General features: G+C 70.0%; 10 protein-coding genes. 4 read left to right on the plus strand and 6 right to left on the minus strand.

The window, feature by feature from the left end:
* Window positions 1-4: 4 nt before the first annotated feature.
* The 3 genes from ACWD0A_RS16445 to ACWD0A_RS16455 all read right to left on the minus strand — a co-directional run bounded on the left by ACWD0A_RS16445 (window position 5) and on the right by ACWD0A_RS16455 (window position 3,076).
* The gene (locus ACWD0A_RS16445; RefSeq protein ID WP_451298589.1) at window positions 5-586 is read right to left on the minus strand and encodes a hypothetical protein; all 582 of its coding nucleotides are present in this window, start codon (window positions 584-586) and stop codon (window positions 5-7) included.
* 228 nt (window positions 587-814) lie between these two features.
* A complete protein-coding gene (locus ACWD0A_RS16450; RefSeq protein WP_177151017.1) occupies window positions 815-1,702 on the minus strand; it encodes a tRNA (adenine-N1)-methyltransferase in 888 nt (295 codons plus the stop codon).
* A gap of 120 nt (window positions 1,703-1,822) precedes the next feature.
* Window positions 1,823-3,076: a site-2 protease family protein gene (locus tag ACWD0A_RS16455; protein WP_451298591.1), complete on the minus strand. Its 1,254-nt coding sequence runs from the start codon at window positions 3,074-3,076 to the stop codon at window positions 1,823-1,825.
* Between the two features lie 121 nt (window positions 3,077-3,197).
* Here ACWD0A_RS16455 and ACWD0A_RS16460 point away from each other — a divergent pair, with 121 nt between their 5' ends.
* Complete coding sequence (locus tag ACWD0A_RS16460) at window positions 3,198-4,157, plus strand: RecB family exonuclease (protein ID WP_451298593.1); 960 nt, start codon at window positions 3,198-3,200, stop codon at window positions 4,155-4,157.
* Window positions 4,158-4,170: 13 nt separating this feature from the next.
* Entirely contained in the window at window positions 4,171-4,842 is a 672-nt protein-coding gene (locus ACWD0A_RS16465; RefSeq protein ID WP_451298595.1) for a response regulator, read from the plus strand.
* 87 nt (window positions 4,843-4,929) lie between these two features.
* Here ACWD0A_RS16465 and ACWD0A_RS16470 read toward each other — a convergent pair whose 3' ends face one another.
* The 3 genes from ACWD0A_RS16470 to metH all read right to left on the minus strand — a co-directional run bounded on the left by ACWD0A_RS16470 (window position 4,930) and on the right by metH (window position 11,364).
* The gene (locus ACWD0A_RS16470; protein ID WP_451298597.1) at window positions 4,930-6,531 is read right to left on the minus strand and encodes an ABC transporter substrate-binding protein; all 1,602 of its coding nucleotides are present in this window, start codon (window positions 6,529-6,531) and stop codon (window positions 4,930-4,932) included.
* Between the two features lie 507 nt (window positions 6,532-7,038).
* Entirely contained in the window at window positions 7,039-7,740 is a 702-nt protein-coding gene (locus ACWD0A_RS16475) for an HAD family hydrolase (RefSeq protein ID WP_177151022.1), read from the minus strand.
* A 108-nt stretch (window positions 7,741-7,848) separates the two neighbouring features.
* Window positions 7,849-11,364 carry a methionine synthase gene (gene metH / locus ACWD0A_RS16480; RefSeq protein WP_451298599.1) on the minus strand — a complete coding sequence of 1,172 codons (3,516 nt, stop codon included), beginning with the start codon at window positions 11,362-11,364 and terminating at the stop codon, window positions 7,849-7,851.
* A 261-nt stretch (window positions 11,365-11,625) separates the two neighbouring features.
* Between metH and ACWD0A_RS16485 the strand changes: the two genes are divergently transcribed.
* Window positions 11,626-12,393 carry an IclR family transcriptional regulator gene (locus ACWD0A_RS16485; RefSeq protein ID WP_451298601.1) on the plus strand — a complete coding sequence of 256 codons (768 nt, stop codon included), beginning with the start codon at window positions 11,626-11,628 and terminating at the stop codon, window positions 12,391-12,393.
* Between the two features lie 233 nt (window positions 12,394-12,626).
* Window positions 12,627-13,418, plus strand: coding sequence for an MIP/aquaporin family protein (locus ACWD0A_RS16490; RefSeq protein WP_451298603.1), 792 nt, complete (start codon window positions 12,627-12,629; stop codon window positions 13,416-13,418).
* The last annotated feature ends 12 nt before the right edge of the window (window positions 13,419-13,430 follow it).

Below are 13,430 nucleotides of genomic sequence, written 5' to 3' on the forward strand. Positions count from 1 at the left end.
GTGGTCACATACCGCGCGCTTCCGGCTGGGCGGCACGCACGAACTTCCCGCCCTGCCACCGCCATTCGACGTCCTCCCGCTCGTCGGGGCAGCAGCTCGGCACCTCCGGCGAGGAGTACCCGAGCAGAGTGGCCGTGATCGCTCCGTCACGTACGGCGAGCGAGCCGACGCTGAGTTTCTCTGCCGGCTGAACCAGCGTCGCCACGACGCGTGCCGCGGTCCCGCGGCCGGCCGCGAGGACGTACACGCCGCTGGGCGGGGTGCCCGAACCGGCGTCGCACCGGGCCGCCACCACGGTCTCGGGGCCGCCGTCGCCGTCGAGGTCGCCTGTGGCCCGCTTCGTGACGACGGTGTCGAAACCGCCGCATTCCAGGGGCATCTCGACGCCCTCCGGATCGGGCGCCGGCGCGGGGGCGGGCGCCGTCACAGTGCGTGATTCCGAGCCCTTCTGGGACGCCGTGGCGGCGTCGGGCTGGACGAAGCCGGCGGCGGCCACGACCGCGGCCATCGCCGTCGCGGTGGCCAGCCAGTGCACGGGGCGGGCGTGGGTGTGCGCGAGGTCCGGGACGGCTGCGGAGTTCTGCACGCGGGGAGTCTCCTGAGAGGCCAGGGCTTGTGGGGGTGGCCAGCATCGTGCCATACGTCACATGGGACCGGAACAGGGGGGTCCGTAAGCCTCGGGTAAAGACTCCGCGATGACAGGCCCCGGTTGCGGAAGGCTCGCCGACGCGGGGTCAATACGACGACGCCGCCGTCGAGTTCCGGCCGGGGCACGGGAACTCGGCGGCGGCGCCGTCGTGTTGTACGGGTGCGGTCAGCCCTTGTTGGGCCCTTCGTAGTCCTCGCCGTACGCGCCCTTGGCGGGACGGCGGCGGCGCATCGGGGGCTCCACGCCGTCGGCGAGGCGGCGGGCTGTGACCAGGAAGCCGGTATGTCCGATCATCCGGTGGTCGGGGCGCACGGCCAGTCCCTCGACGTGCCAGTTGCGGATCATCGACTCCCAGGGCTGCGGCTCGGCGAAGCAGCCGATCTCACGGATGGACTCGACGGTGCGCGCGAGCTGGGTGGTCGTGGCGACGTAGCAGCACAGGATGCCGCCGGGGACGAGCGCCTTGGAGACGGCCTCCAGGCACTCCCAGGGCGCGAGCATGTCCAGGATGACGCGGTCGACGTCGGAGTCGGTGAGGTTGTCCTGGAGGTCGCCGACCGTGAGCTGCCAGGCGGGGTGCGGGCCGCCGAAGTAGCGCTCCACGTTCTGCTGGGCGATCTCGGCGAAGTCCGCGCGGCGCTCGTAGGAGTGGAGCATGCCGTGGTCGCCGATGGCGCGCAGGAGGAAGCTGCTCAGCGAACCCGAGCCCACGCCGGCCTCCACGACGCGTGCGCCGGGGAAGATGTCGGCGAAGGCCAGGATCTGCCCCGCGTCCTTGGGGTAGACCACGGCGGCGCCGCGGGGCATGGACAGGACGTAGTCGGGGAGCAGGGGGCGCAGCGCGAGGTAGGCGACGTTTCCCGTGGTACGGACAACACTGCCCTCGGGAGCGCCGATCAGCTCGTCGTGCGGGAAGGAACCCTTGTGGGTGTGGAAGTTCTTCCCGGCCTCGAGCGTGAACGTGTAGTGGCGTCCCTTGGGGTCGGTGAGCTGGACCTGGTCCCCGACCTTGAAGGGCCCGCGACGGCGGGCGGCACCGGTCGGTTCGGACATGTGACCAGCCTACCGGGCCCCGGCCCCGCGCCGGACCACGCCCCGGGCGGGACGGGCACGCGCCGTCTGGTCTGCTGCACGTCGACGCACGCTCGAGCGCCCCGGAGGAGAACCGAGCCCCTATGAAGAAGAAGCCGGCCGCGCCATCGCCGCGACGAAGGCGCGTTCGACGTCCGCCGTGGACAGGACGCCGTAGATCTCGCCGGTCTCCTCCACCACCAGGTACTCCGTCGCGGGCGCGGCACGGAGCCTGTCGAGCAGGGCCTCGCCGGCGAGCTCGGCGGGGACCTTCATGTCCTCGGTGAGCTCCTGGGCCAGGCCGCTCACCGCGACCCAGGGGCGGCGGTGCTCGGGGACGCCGACGATGGCGGCCTCGCGCACCAGGGCCGTGGGCTCCCCCTGGCCGTCGACGACGACGAGGGCGCGGGCCCCGGCCTCGTTGGCGCGGCGCAGCGCCTCGGAGAGCGGGGTGTCCGACTCGACGGGGACGGCGCGGCGGGTGAGCGCGCGGGCGGCGAGTTCGGGCAGGTGCTCGCGGAGCCGGGCCATGCGCAGGCTGTTGCCGGCGCCGGTCCAGATGATGGCGGCGAGGATCGCAGCGAGCAGCGCGTCGGTGACGGTCTCCATGCCCCCGATGTCCTCGGTGGCGTTGCCGAGTGCGCCGGTGTGGGTGAGCAGCGGGAGGCCGATGAGGACGGCGACGGCGAGGGCGCGGCCGACCCAGGCGGCGGCGATGGTGCCGGTCATGGGCTTGCCGCTGATCTTCCAGACGACGGCGCGCAGCATCCGGCCGCCGTCGAGGGGCAGTCCCGGCAGCAGGTTGAACGCGGCGACGATCAGGTTGGAGATCATCAGTCCGGCGAGCAGCACGCCGGGCACGGTGCCGGGCTCGACGGCCGTCATGCCGAGGTAGAACAGCCCGGCAAGCACGAGGGAGAGCAGCGGGCCGACGAAGGCGAGGACGAATTCGCGGCCGGGTGTCTCGGTCTCCTTCTCGATCTCGGAGACGCCACCGAAGAACTGGAGCTGGATGCGCCGCACCGGCAGTTTGAAGCGGAGCGCGGCGACGGTGTGGGCGAGCTCGTGGACGAGGACGGAGGCGTAGAAGGCGACCGCGAAGAACAGCGACACCAGGTAGCGGGCGCCGCCCAGTTCGGGCAGGACGCGGTCCAGCTGACCGCCGAAGACCCACGTGATCAGGGCGGCGACGACGAACCAGCTGGGGGCGACGTACACGGGCACGCCGAAGGGGCGGCCCATGAGAATGCCTCCGCCCGGTTCGCCCGAGCCGCGCTTCCTGCCACCGCCCGGCGCGGTCTTGCCCGCATCGGACCGCGGCCGCTCGCGCTCGCCGCTCGTGTCGTCCTCGTTCACGGGGTCCCTTCGTCGCCGAGCCTCTTCGCAAAAGGTGTCGCTCGCTCGATCATGCACGCGCGAGGTCCTGTCGTCGATGGTATGCCGCTCGCTGTCAGTGGCGGGCCGTAGGGTCTGCGTCATGAGTACGAGCCAGCAGCCCGCCGGCGGGCCGTCCGCCGCTGCCGCCGAGCCCGGGTCCGACGCCGAGGCGGACGGTGCGGCGACCGCTGCCGTGGTGCCGAGGCCGGCCGCGGAGCCGATGTCCCTGTCGCCTTCCCGGGCGGGCGACTTCATGCAGTGCCCCCTGCTGTACCGGTTCCGGGTGATCGACCGGCTGCCGGAGAAGCCGAGCGAGGCGGCGACCCGCGGGACGCTGGTGCACGCGGTGCTGGAGCGGCTGTTCGACGATCCGGCCCTCCAGCGCACGGCTCCGCGGGCGAAGGCGATGATTCCCGGCCAGTGGCAGAGGCTGCTGGAGACGAAGCCGGAGCTGGGCGAGCTGTTCGCCGAGGACGCCGGAGGCGAGCGGCTTGCGCGCTGGCTGGGCGAGGCGGAGCAGCTGGTGGAGCGGTGGTTCTCGCTGGAGGACCCGACCCGGCTGGAGCCCGCCGAGCGGGAGATGTTCGTCGAGACGGAGCTGGATTCGGGACTGCGGCTGCGCGGGGTGATCGACCGGGTGGACATCGCGCCGACGGGCGAGGTGCGGATCGTCGACTACAAGACGGGCAAGGCACCCCGCCCCGAGTACAGCGAGGGCGCGCTGTTCCAGATGAAGTTCTACGCGCTGGTGATCTGGCGCCTGAAGAACGTGCTCCCCCGCCGGCTCCAGCTCGTGTACCTGGGCAGCGGTGACGTGCTGACGTACGACCCGGCGATGGCGGACCTGGAGCGGATGGAGCGCAAGCTGCTGGCCCTGTGGGAGGCGATCCGGCAGGCGACGCGGACCGGCGACTGGCGCCCGCGCCCGACCAAGCTGTGCGGCTGGTGCGACCACCAGGAGTTCTGTCCGGAATTCGGGGGCACTCCCCCGGTTTATCCGCTGAGCATTTCCCCGGCCGCGTCGGCCGAGGATGGTCAGGGCAGAATGGGCCCGGTCTAAAGAAGGAGTTCCCGTGGCTATCCGCGTCCTACTGGTCGACGACCAGCCGCTGTTGCGCACCGGCTTCCGGATGATCCTGGAGGCTGAGCAGGACATCGCGGTGGTGGGCGAGGCCGGGGACGGCCTCCAGGCCCTCGATCAGGTGCGGGCGCTGCAGCCCGATGTGGTGCTGATGGACATCCGGATGCCGCGGATGGACGGTGTCGAGGCTACCCGGCAGATCACGGGCCCGGGCCGGGACGGCCCGGCGAAGGTGCTGGTGCTGACGACGTTCGACCTCGACGAGTACGTGGTGGAGGCGTTGCGCGCCGGCGCCAGCGGCTTCCTGCTGAAGGACGCCCCGGCCAATGAGCTGGTGCAGGCGATCCGGGTGGTCGCGGCCGGCGAGGCGATGCTGGCGCCGAGCATCACCCGGCGGCTCCTCGACAAGTACGCCGACCATCTGCCGTCGGGCGAGGAGCCCGTTCCGGACACGCTGCACACACTGACCGACCGTGAGGTCGAGGTGCTGAAGCTGGTCGCCCGGGGTTTGTCGAACGCGGAGATCGCCGCGGATCTCTTCGTGAGCGAGACGACCGTGAAGACGCATGTCGGCCATGTGCTCACCAAGCTGAGCCTGCGCGACCGCGTCCAGGCCGCGGTGTACGCCTACGAGAGCGGTCTGGTGCGCCCCGGCGCTCAGTGAGCGCGGGGCACGACGGGCAACGGCCGGTGTCCGTCGGTGGGTTCCACCGACGGACACCGGCCGTTCGCGTCTGCGGGTGCGCCGGTATCAGACGCCGCTGCCGCGGGCCAGCTCCCACAGCTGAAGGTCGGAGCTGGTGTTGAGCGCCCATTCGACGCCCGTGATGTCGTCGTGGGCGGCGACGTACTGCTTGCCCTGCCACAGCGGCAGCACGGGCACGTCGTTGGCGACGATCTCCTGGATCTTCTTGAAGGCCGGGGAGGCCGCGGTGCGGTCGGCCTCGCGGCGCGACTGCGGGATGAGGTTGCGCGCCTCTTCGCTCACGTAGGGCGAGTTGAGGAAGTTGCCCTTGTCGAGGAACGGGGCGGTGTAGTTGTCCGGGTCCGGGAAGTCGGGGAACCAGCCGAGGCCGTAGACCGCGTAGTCACCGCGCTTCTGGGCCGGGCGGAACTTGGCCCACTCGGTGCCCTTGATGGTGACGTCGAAGAGCCCGGTCGCGTTCAGCTGGTCGCGGAGCGTCTCGAACTCCTTGGCCGTGCCCGCGCCGTAGTGGTCGGTGGTGTAGTTCAGCTCCAGCTCGACCGGGGTGTCGATGCCGGCGTCGTTCAGGAGGGCCGCGGCCTTCTTGCGGCTCGGCTCGCCGTACTTGTTGTAGAACGAGTTGGTGTGCGCGGCGATGCTCGACGGGATGAGCGAGTAGAGCGGCTCGGCGGTGGAGCCGTACACCTGGCCGGCGATCTGGCCGCGGTCGATGACGGCCGCCATCGCCTGACGCACGGCCTTGTTCTTCACCGACGGGTCGTTCGTGTTGAAGGCGAGGTAGCGGATCTCCAGGCCGGGGACCTCGGTGAGCGTGATGCCCTCCTTGGGTGCGGTGGAGAGTTCCTTGATCTGCTCGGGTGACATCGCGCGGGTCATCATGTCGATCTCACCGGACTCGAGCGCCTTGCCCATGGCCTCGGCGTCGGGGAACGACCGCAGTTCGACCCGGTCGTTGCGGAGCTTGATGTCGCCCTTGTAGTTGGGGTTCTTGGTGAAGACGACCTTGGAGATGCGGTCCCCGTCGGTCTCGCTCTCCATGGTGTACGGGCCGGTGCCCTCGACCTCGAAGCCCTCCCGGAGCTTCTTCCCGTCGTACTGCTTGGGGCTGACGATGGCGGCGACCGGCGTCGAGAGCTTGTACGGGAAGGTGGCGTCGGGCGTGGAGAGATGGAAGATGACCTCGTCGTCGCCCTTGGTCTCGATGGTGTCGATGTTCGACAGGAGGGCGGCGGTGCCGTTGTCGGCGTCGATGTCGAGGACGCGCTGGATGGAGAACTTGACGTCCTCCGCGGTCACCGCGGTGCCGTCGGCGAACTTCAGTCCGCTGCGCAGCTTGCAGCGGTAGCTCTCGCTCGCGGTGTCCGTGAAGACGCAGGACTCGGCGGCGTCCGGGACGGGCTCGCCACCGCCGCGCGGCGGGTGCATCAGCGTCTGGACGGTCTGGCGCAGGACGTTCCAGGCGCCGGTGTCGTAGGCGTAGGCCGGGTCGAGGGGCGCGGGAGAGTCGGCGGTGGCGGCGAACTGGTCCGTGGTGCCCACGACGATGGCGTCACCGCCGCCCGACCCGCCGTCCGTGCTGCCGCAGGCGACGAGCACGGGCGCGAGCAGGCCGATCATGGCCAGCGGCACCAAAGTCTTACGGTTCATCCTGGACGTACTCCCTCATCCATCCGGCACTGTGATACAGCGTTGTGTGCAAGTCACTCCACCGCTTCCACCCGGTCGGGGCGGCGCGATCGGGCCGGGGATACAGAGCGATCGGTCCTGTGTTTCCGACGGCTTGGTGGCCGGCGGGACACCACGGCGACGCGGTGAAGTTCTCGCGATGAGATTAGTCGGCGGCGCCAGGAAAGCGTGACCGGACCCGAGTTGGGGCGTAATCGCTGAGTGATCATCAACGCCTGGGCAGAGGCAGCTCGCCCCTGGAGGATTCAGGCGCTCCTCCCGCAAATCGGACAGTCCAAGGCGCCCGATCCCGGTCGAACGGGGCATCGGGCGCCGGACGCGGTCTGCCGAGACGGCACGCACAGTGACGAACGTCACCATGGGGACGCATTCTCGAATATCGAACAGTCATCGCACGAGTCACGGAAAAGGCGTGCCCCGCAGCCCCCGAGTTTTCCGTGCATTCGAGAAACACGGACAGTACACGTATCAGTGCGGTGAGGTGATCAGCGTGCGCAGGAAAAGCAGATCGACTTCTTCGAGCGACTGAACGACGATTCGGCCCGCGGCGGGCGCGATCGGCGCCACCGACGGCACCGCGACGACCCGGCACCCGGCCGCTTCGGCGGCGGCCACCCCGGTCGCCGTGTCCTCGACGACCGCGCATCTCAAGGGGTCGGCGCCCAGCCCCTGGGCGGCCAGCAGGTACGGGTCGGGGTGCGGCTTGGTGCGCGGCACCTCGTCCCCCGCAACGGACAGGGCGAAGTACTGGGGGCCGAGGGAGGCCATGATGCGGTCGATGATGCGGCGGTGGGAGGCGGAGACCAGCGCCGTGGGCACGTTGTGCGCGGCCAGCTCGGCGAGCAGCCGCTCCGCACCCGGCATCAGCGGCACACCGCGTCCGATCCGGTCCTCGAACTTGTCGTTGAGCAGCACGGTCAGCTCGGCCAGGCTGATGTCCGCGCCCGTGGCCTCGATCAGGTAGCCGGCGCTGCGGGTCATGGGACCGCCGACGACGACGTCCCGCCATGTCTCGTCCAGCTGGTGCCCGAGGTCCGCGAAGACCTCCACCTCGGCGTCCCACCAGAAGCCCTCGGTGTCGACCAGGGTGCCGTCCATGTCGAGGAAGACGGCCTGGAGCGCCGCCCCATCGGCCGAACGGGTCAGGGACGCGGGGACCGTGCTGGTCATGGGCACACCTCCGGAAGGGACGAGAAGGCCGGCCACCTCACCCTGCGGCTTTCCCGCAAGGTCTGGTGACCGGCCTGCACTGGACCGACCAGTGTACGACTCGTCCGATCAGCGTGCGTTGAAATACTTTGCCTCGGGGTGGTGAATCACGATCGCGTCCGTGGACTGCTCCGGATGGAGCTGGAACTCCTCGGACAGCTGCACCCCGATCCGCTCGGGCTGCAGCAGCTCGGCGATCTTGGCGCGGTCCTCCAGATCGGGGCAGGCGCCGTAACCCAGCGAGAACCGGGCGCCGCGGTACTTGAGCGCGAACATGTCCTCGACGTCCGCCGGGTCCTCGCCGCCGAAACCGAGCTCGGCGCGGACGCGCGCGTGCCAGTACTCGGCGAGGGCCTCCGCCAGCTGGACGGACAGCCCGTGCAGTTCGAGGTAGTCGCGGTAGGAGTCGGCCTCGAAGAGCTTCGCGGTCTCCTCACCGATCCTGGACCCGACGGTGACCACCTGGAGGCCGACGACATCGGTCTCGCCGGACTCCTCGGGACGGAAGAAGTCCGCCAGGCACAGCCTGCGGCCACGGCGCTGGCGCGGGAAGGAGAAGCGGGTGCGCTCGGAGCCGTCCTCGTTCAGGAGGATCAGGTCGTCGCCCTTGGACACGCAGGGGAAGTAGCCGTAGACGACGGCCGCCTCCAGCATGTTCTGCGTGTGCAGCTGGTCCAGCCAGCCGCGCAGGCGCGGCCGGCCCTCGCTCTCCACCAGCTCCTCGTACGACGGTCCGTCACCGGTGCGGGACTGCTTGAGCCCCCACTGGCCCTTGAAGAGGGCGCCTTCGTCGAGCCAGGAGGCGTACTCCTTGAGCGGGATGCCCTTGACGACACGCGTACCCCAGAAGGGCGGCTCCGGTACCCGGTTGTCCGTGGCCACGTCGGAGCGGACCGCGCCCTCGGCCGGAGCCGCCTCCTCCACCACGGCGGAGGCGGTGGCGCGCACCCGGCGCTGCTTGAGCTCGGGCAGGACGGCGCCGGGCACTCCGCGCTTGACCGCGATGAGGGCGTCCATCAGGCGCAGGCCCTCGAAGGCGTCACGGGCGTAACGGACCTCGCCCTCGTAGATCTCGTGGAGGTCCTGCTCGACGTAGGCGCGGGTGAGGGCGGCGCCGCCGAGGATGACGGGGTAGTCGGCGGCCAGCTTGCGCTGGTTGAGCTCCTCCAGGTTCTCCTTCATGATCACCGTGGACTTGACGAGCAGGCCGGACATGCCGATGACGTCGGCCTTGTGCTCCTTCGCCGCGTCCAGGATCGCGGCGACGGGCTGCTTGATGCCCAGGTTGACCACGTTGTAGCCGTTGTTGGACAGGATGATGTCGACGAGGTTCTTGCCGATGTCGTGCACGTCGCCGCGGACGGTGGCCAGGACGATGGTGCCCTTGCCCTCGTCGTCCGTCTTCTCCATGTGCGGTTCCAGGTAGGCGACCGCGGTCTTCATCACCTCGGCCGACTGGAGCACGAACGGCAGCTGCATCTGGCCCGAGCCGAACAGCTCGCCGACCACCTTCATGCCGTCGAGCAGCGTGTCGTTGACGATGTCCAGGGCGGGCCGGTCCCGCAGCGCCTCGTCGAGGTCGGCCTCGAGGCCGTTCTTCTCGCCGTCGATGATGCGCCGCTTGAGGCGCTCCTCCAGCGGCAGGGCGAGCAGTTCCTCCGCCTTGCCGGCCTTCATCGACTTGGTGTTGACGCCCTCGAACAGCGCCATCAGCTTCTGCAGCGGGTCGTAGCCCTCGGCGCGCCGGTCGTAGATCAGGTCGAGCGCCGTGCTGACCTGTTCCTCGTCGAAGCGGGCGATCGGCAGGATCTTGGAGGCGTGCACGATCGCCGAGTCCAGGCCCGCCTTCACGCACTCGTCGAGGAAGACGGAGTTGAGCAGGATGCGGGCGGCCGGGTTGAGGCCGAAGGAGATGTTCGACAGACCGAGGGTGGTCTGCACCTCGGGGTGACGCCTCTTCAGCTCGCGGATCGCCTCGATGGTGTTGACGCCGTCCTTGCGGGACTCCTCCTGTCCCGTACAGATCGTGAACGTCAGCGTGTCGATGAGGATGTCCGACTCGTGGATGCCCCAGTTGCCGGTGAGGTCCTCGATGAGCCGCTCCGCGACCGCCACCTTGTGCTCGACGCTGCGGGCCTGGCCCTCCTCGTCGATCGTCAGCGCGATCAGCGCGGCACCGTGCTCCTGGGCCAGGCGCGTGACCTTCGCGAAGCGGGACTCGGGGCCGTCGCCGTCCTCGTAGTTCACCGAGTTGATGACAGCACGGCCGCCCAGCTTCTCCAGGCCGGCGCGGATGACGTCGACCTCGGTCGAGTCCAGCACGATCGGCAGCGTCGACGCGGTGGCGAACCGGCCGGCCAACTCCTCCATGTCCGCCACGCCGTCACGGCCGACGTAGTCGACGCACAGGTCGAGCATGTGGGCGCCCTCGCGGATCTGGTCCCGGGCCATCTCCACACAGTCGTCCCAGCGGCCCTCCAGCATGGCCTCGCGGAACTTCTTCGAGCCGTTGGCGTTCGTCCGCTCACCGATCGCCATGTAGGCGGTGTCCTGCCGGAACGGCACCGTCTGGTACAGCGACGCGGCGCCCGGCTCCGGGCGCGGCTCGCGGACCGCCGGCCGGATGCCGCGCACCCGCTCGACGACCTGGCGCAGGTGCTCCGGCGTCGTGCCGCAGCAGCCGCCGACGAGCGAGAGGCCGTACTCGCGGACGAACGTCTCCTGCGCGTCGGCGAGCTCGGGCGCCGTCAGCGGGTAGTGGGCGCCGTCCCTGCCGAGCACCGGGAGGCCGGCGTTCGGCATGCAGGACAGCGGGACGCGGGAGTGGCGGGCGAGATACCGCAGGTGCTCGCTCATCTCGGCCGGGCCGGTGGCGCAGTTCAGACCGATCATGTCGATGCCCAGCGGCTCCAGCGCGGTCAGGGCCGCGCCGATCTCCGAGCCGAGCAGCATCGTGCCGGTCGTCTCGACCGTCACGGAGCAGATGACGGGCAGGCTGGAGCCGGTCGCGTCCAGCGCGCGGCGGGCGCCGAGGATGGCGGCCTTCGTCTGGAGCAGGTCCTGGGTCGTCTCGACGAGCAGCGCGTCGGCGCCGCCGGCGATCATGCCCTCGGCGTTCTGCTGATAGGCGTCGCGCAGGGCCGTGTACGGGGCGTGGCCCAGCGTCGGCAGCTTGGTGCCCGGGCCCATGGAGCCCAGCACCCAGCGCTGCTGCCCGGTCGAGGCCGTGAACTCGTCGGCGACCTCGCGGGCGAGGCGGGCGCCGGCCTCGGACAGTTCGAAGACGCGCTCGGGGATGTCGTACTCGCCGAGCGCCGCGAGGTTCGCGCCGAACGTGTTCGTCTCGACGCAGTCGACGCCGACCTCGAAGTAGGCCTCGTGGACGGAACGGACGATGTCGGGGCGCGTGACGTTCAGGACCTCGTTGCAGCCCTCGAGGTTCTCGAAGTCCTCGAGGCTGGGGTCCTGGGCCTGGAGCATCGTGCCCATCGCGCCGTCGGCCACCACCACCCGGGTGGCGAGCGCTTCGCGCAGTGCGTCGATTCGGGTCCGGCTGTCAGCGGAAGGGGTCGGCGACGAGGCCATGGAATGTGCTCCCTGGGATGCGACGGCTGTCGGCTTTGCGTCTTCCGGTGGAAGGCGCACGCAGCCAGAGTAGCCGTGCGCCTCCTTCCTGCGGGGAGGTGTCCCACGACGCGGACGGAACGGTGCCGTGCGGGGTTTCCGTGGGTAGCTCGACCGGGGGATACTCACTCCGCGATGACCAAGGTCGGCATGGGCCGATAGTGTTCAGCATTGTCGAACCACTACCAAGATCGTCGAACCGCAGTGAGAAGGGCCGATCCGATGGCGAAGAACATTCAGTCCCTGGAGCGTGCGGCCGCGATGCTGCGGCTGCTCGCCGGCGGAGAACGCCGGCTGGGACTGTCGGACATCGCCTCCTCCCTGGATCTGGCCAAGGGTACGGCCCACGGCATTCTGCGCACCCTCCAGGCCGAGGGCTTCGTCGAACAGGACACCGCGTCCGGCCGCTACCAGCTGGGGGCCGAGCTCCTGCGGCTCGGCAACAGCTATCTGGACGTGCACGAGCTGCGGGCCCGCGCCCTCGTCTGGACCGACGACCTCGCGCGCTCCAGCGGGGAGAGCGTGCATCTCGGCGTCCTGCACCAGCACGGCGTGCTCATCGTCCACCACGTCTTCCGGCCGGACGACAGCCGGCAGGTCCTCGAAGTGGGGGCCATGCAGCCGCTGCACTCCACGGCCCTGGGCAAGGTGCTGGCGGCGTACGACCCCGTGGCGCACAGCGAGGCGCTCGAGGTCGACCGCAAGGCGTTCACCCCGCGGACGGTGACCGGGCTCGACGAGTTCGAGACCGTGCTGGACCACACCAGGGCGCGCGGCTGGGCGGCCGACGTGGAGGAGACGTGGGAGGGCGTGGCCGCCGTCGCCGCCCCCATCCACGACCGACGGCGTATGCCCGTGGGCGCCGTGGCCATCACGGGCGCCGTGGAGCGCGTCTGCGACGGCACCAGGGAGCTGCGGTCCGAGCTGGTGGCGGCGGTGCGCGACTGCGCGCGGGCCGTGTCGAGGGACCTCGGCGCCGGGCGGTTCTGATCGCCTTGGCGCATCGTCGGTAACGATCCGGTTTTCGCCGGACACAACCCTTGACGTCGTGTTTACCAGGGGGCAAAACTGCCGTTCACCGGTCGGCAATGCCGAACACCTAACGGCAATACACGCTAGAGTGTGGCAAAGCCAGACCGGGAGAACGCCCTCTGCTGAGGGCGCGGACCACCGGAGGGACCCGGGGTTCGCCTTCCCCTGGACGAAGGACAAAGGAGTCGCGGGTGTCCAACTCCGACATCTTCATCGGCGAGATCATCGGTACCGCCGTTCTCATCCTGCTCGGCGGCGGCGTCGTCGCCGCTGTCGTACTCAAGCGCTCGAAGGCGCAGAACGCCGGCTGGCTGGCCATCACCTTCGGGTGGGGCTTCGCGGTCCTGACCGCGGTGTACATGACCGGAGCCCTTTCGGGGGCTCACCTCAACCCGGCCGTCACCGTCGGCATCGCGATCAAGGCCAACGACTGGGGCACCGTCCCCGTCTACCTCGCCGGGCAGCTGCTCGGCGCCATGATCGGCGCGGCGCTGGTCTGGATCGCCTACTACGGACAGTTCCAAGCTCATCTCACCGACCCCGAGATCGTGGGCGACCCGGCCGACAAGGCGATCGAGGGTCCGCACGCGGAGGGCAGCGGCAAGGCCGGCCCGGTGCTCGGCGTCTTCTCCACCGGCCCGGAGATCCGCAAGGTCTGGCAGAACCTCGCCACCGAGATCATCGGCACGGCAGTGCTGGTCCTCGCGGTGCTCACGCAGGGTCTGAACGACAGCGGCAAGGGCCTCGGCCCGCTCGGCGGACTGATGGTCGCCCTCGTTGTCGTCGGCATCGGTCTCTCTCTCGGCGGCCCGACCGGCTACGCCATCAACCCCGCTCGTGACCTGGGTCCGCGCATCGTGCACGCCCTGCTCCCGCTGCCGAACAAGGGCGGCTCCGACTGGGGCTACGCCTGGATCCCCGTCGTCGGTCCGCTGATCGGTGCGGCCGTCGGTGCGGGTATCTACAACATCGCGTTCGCCTGAGCCGTATCAGCA

The organism is Streptomyces sp. NPDC002867, assembly GCF_053591895.1.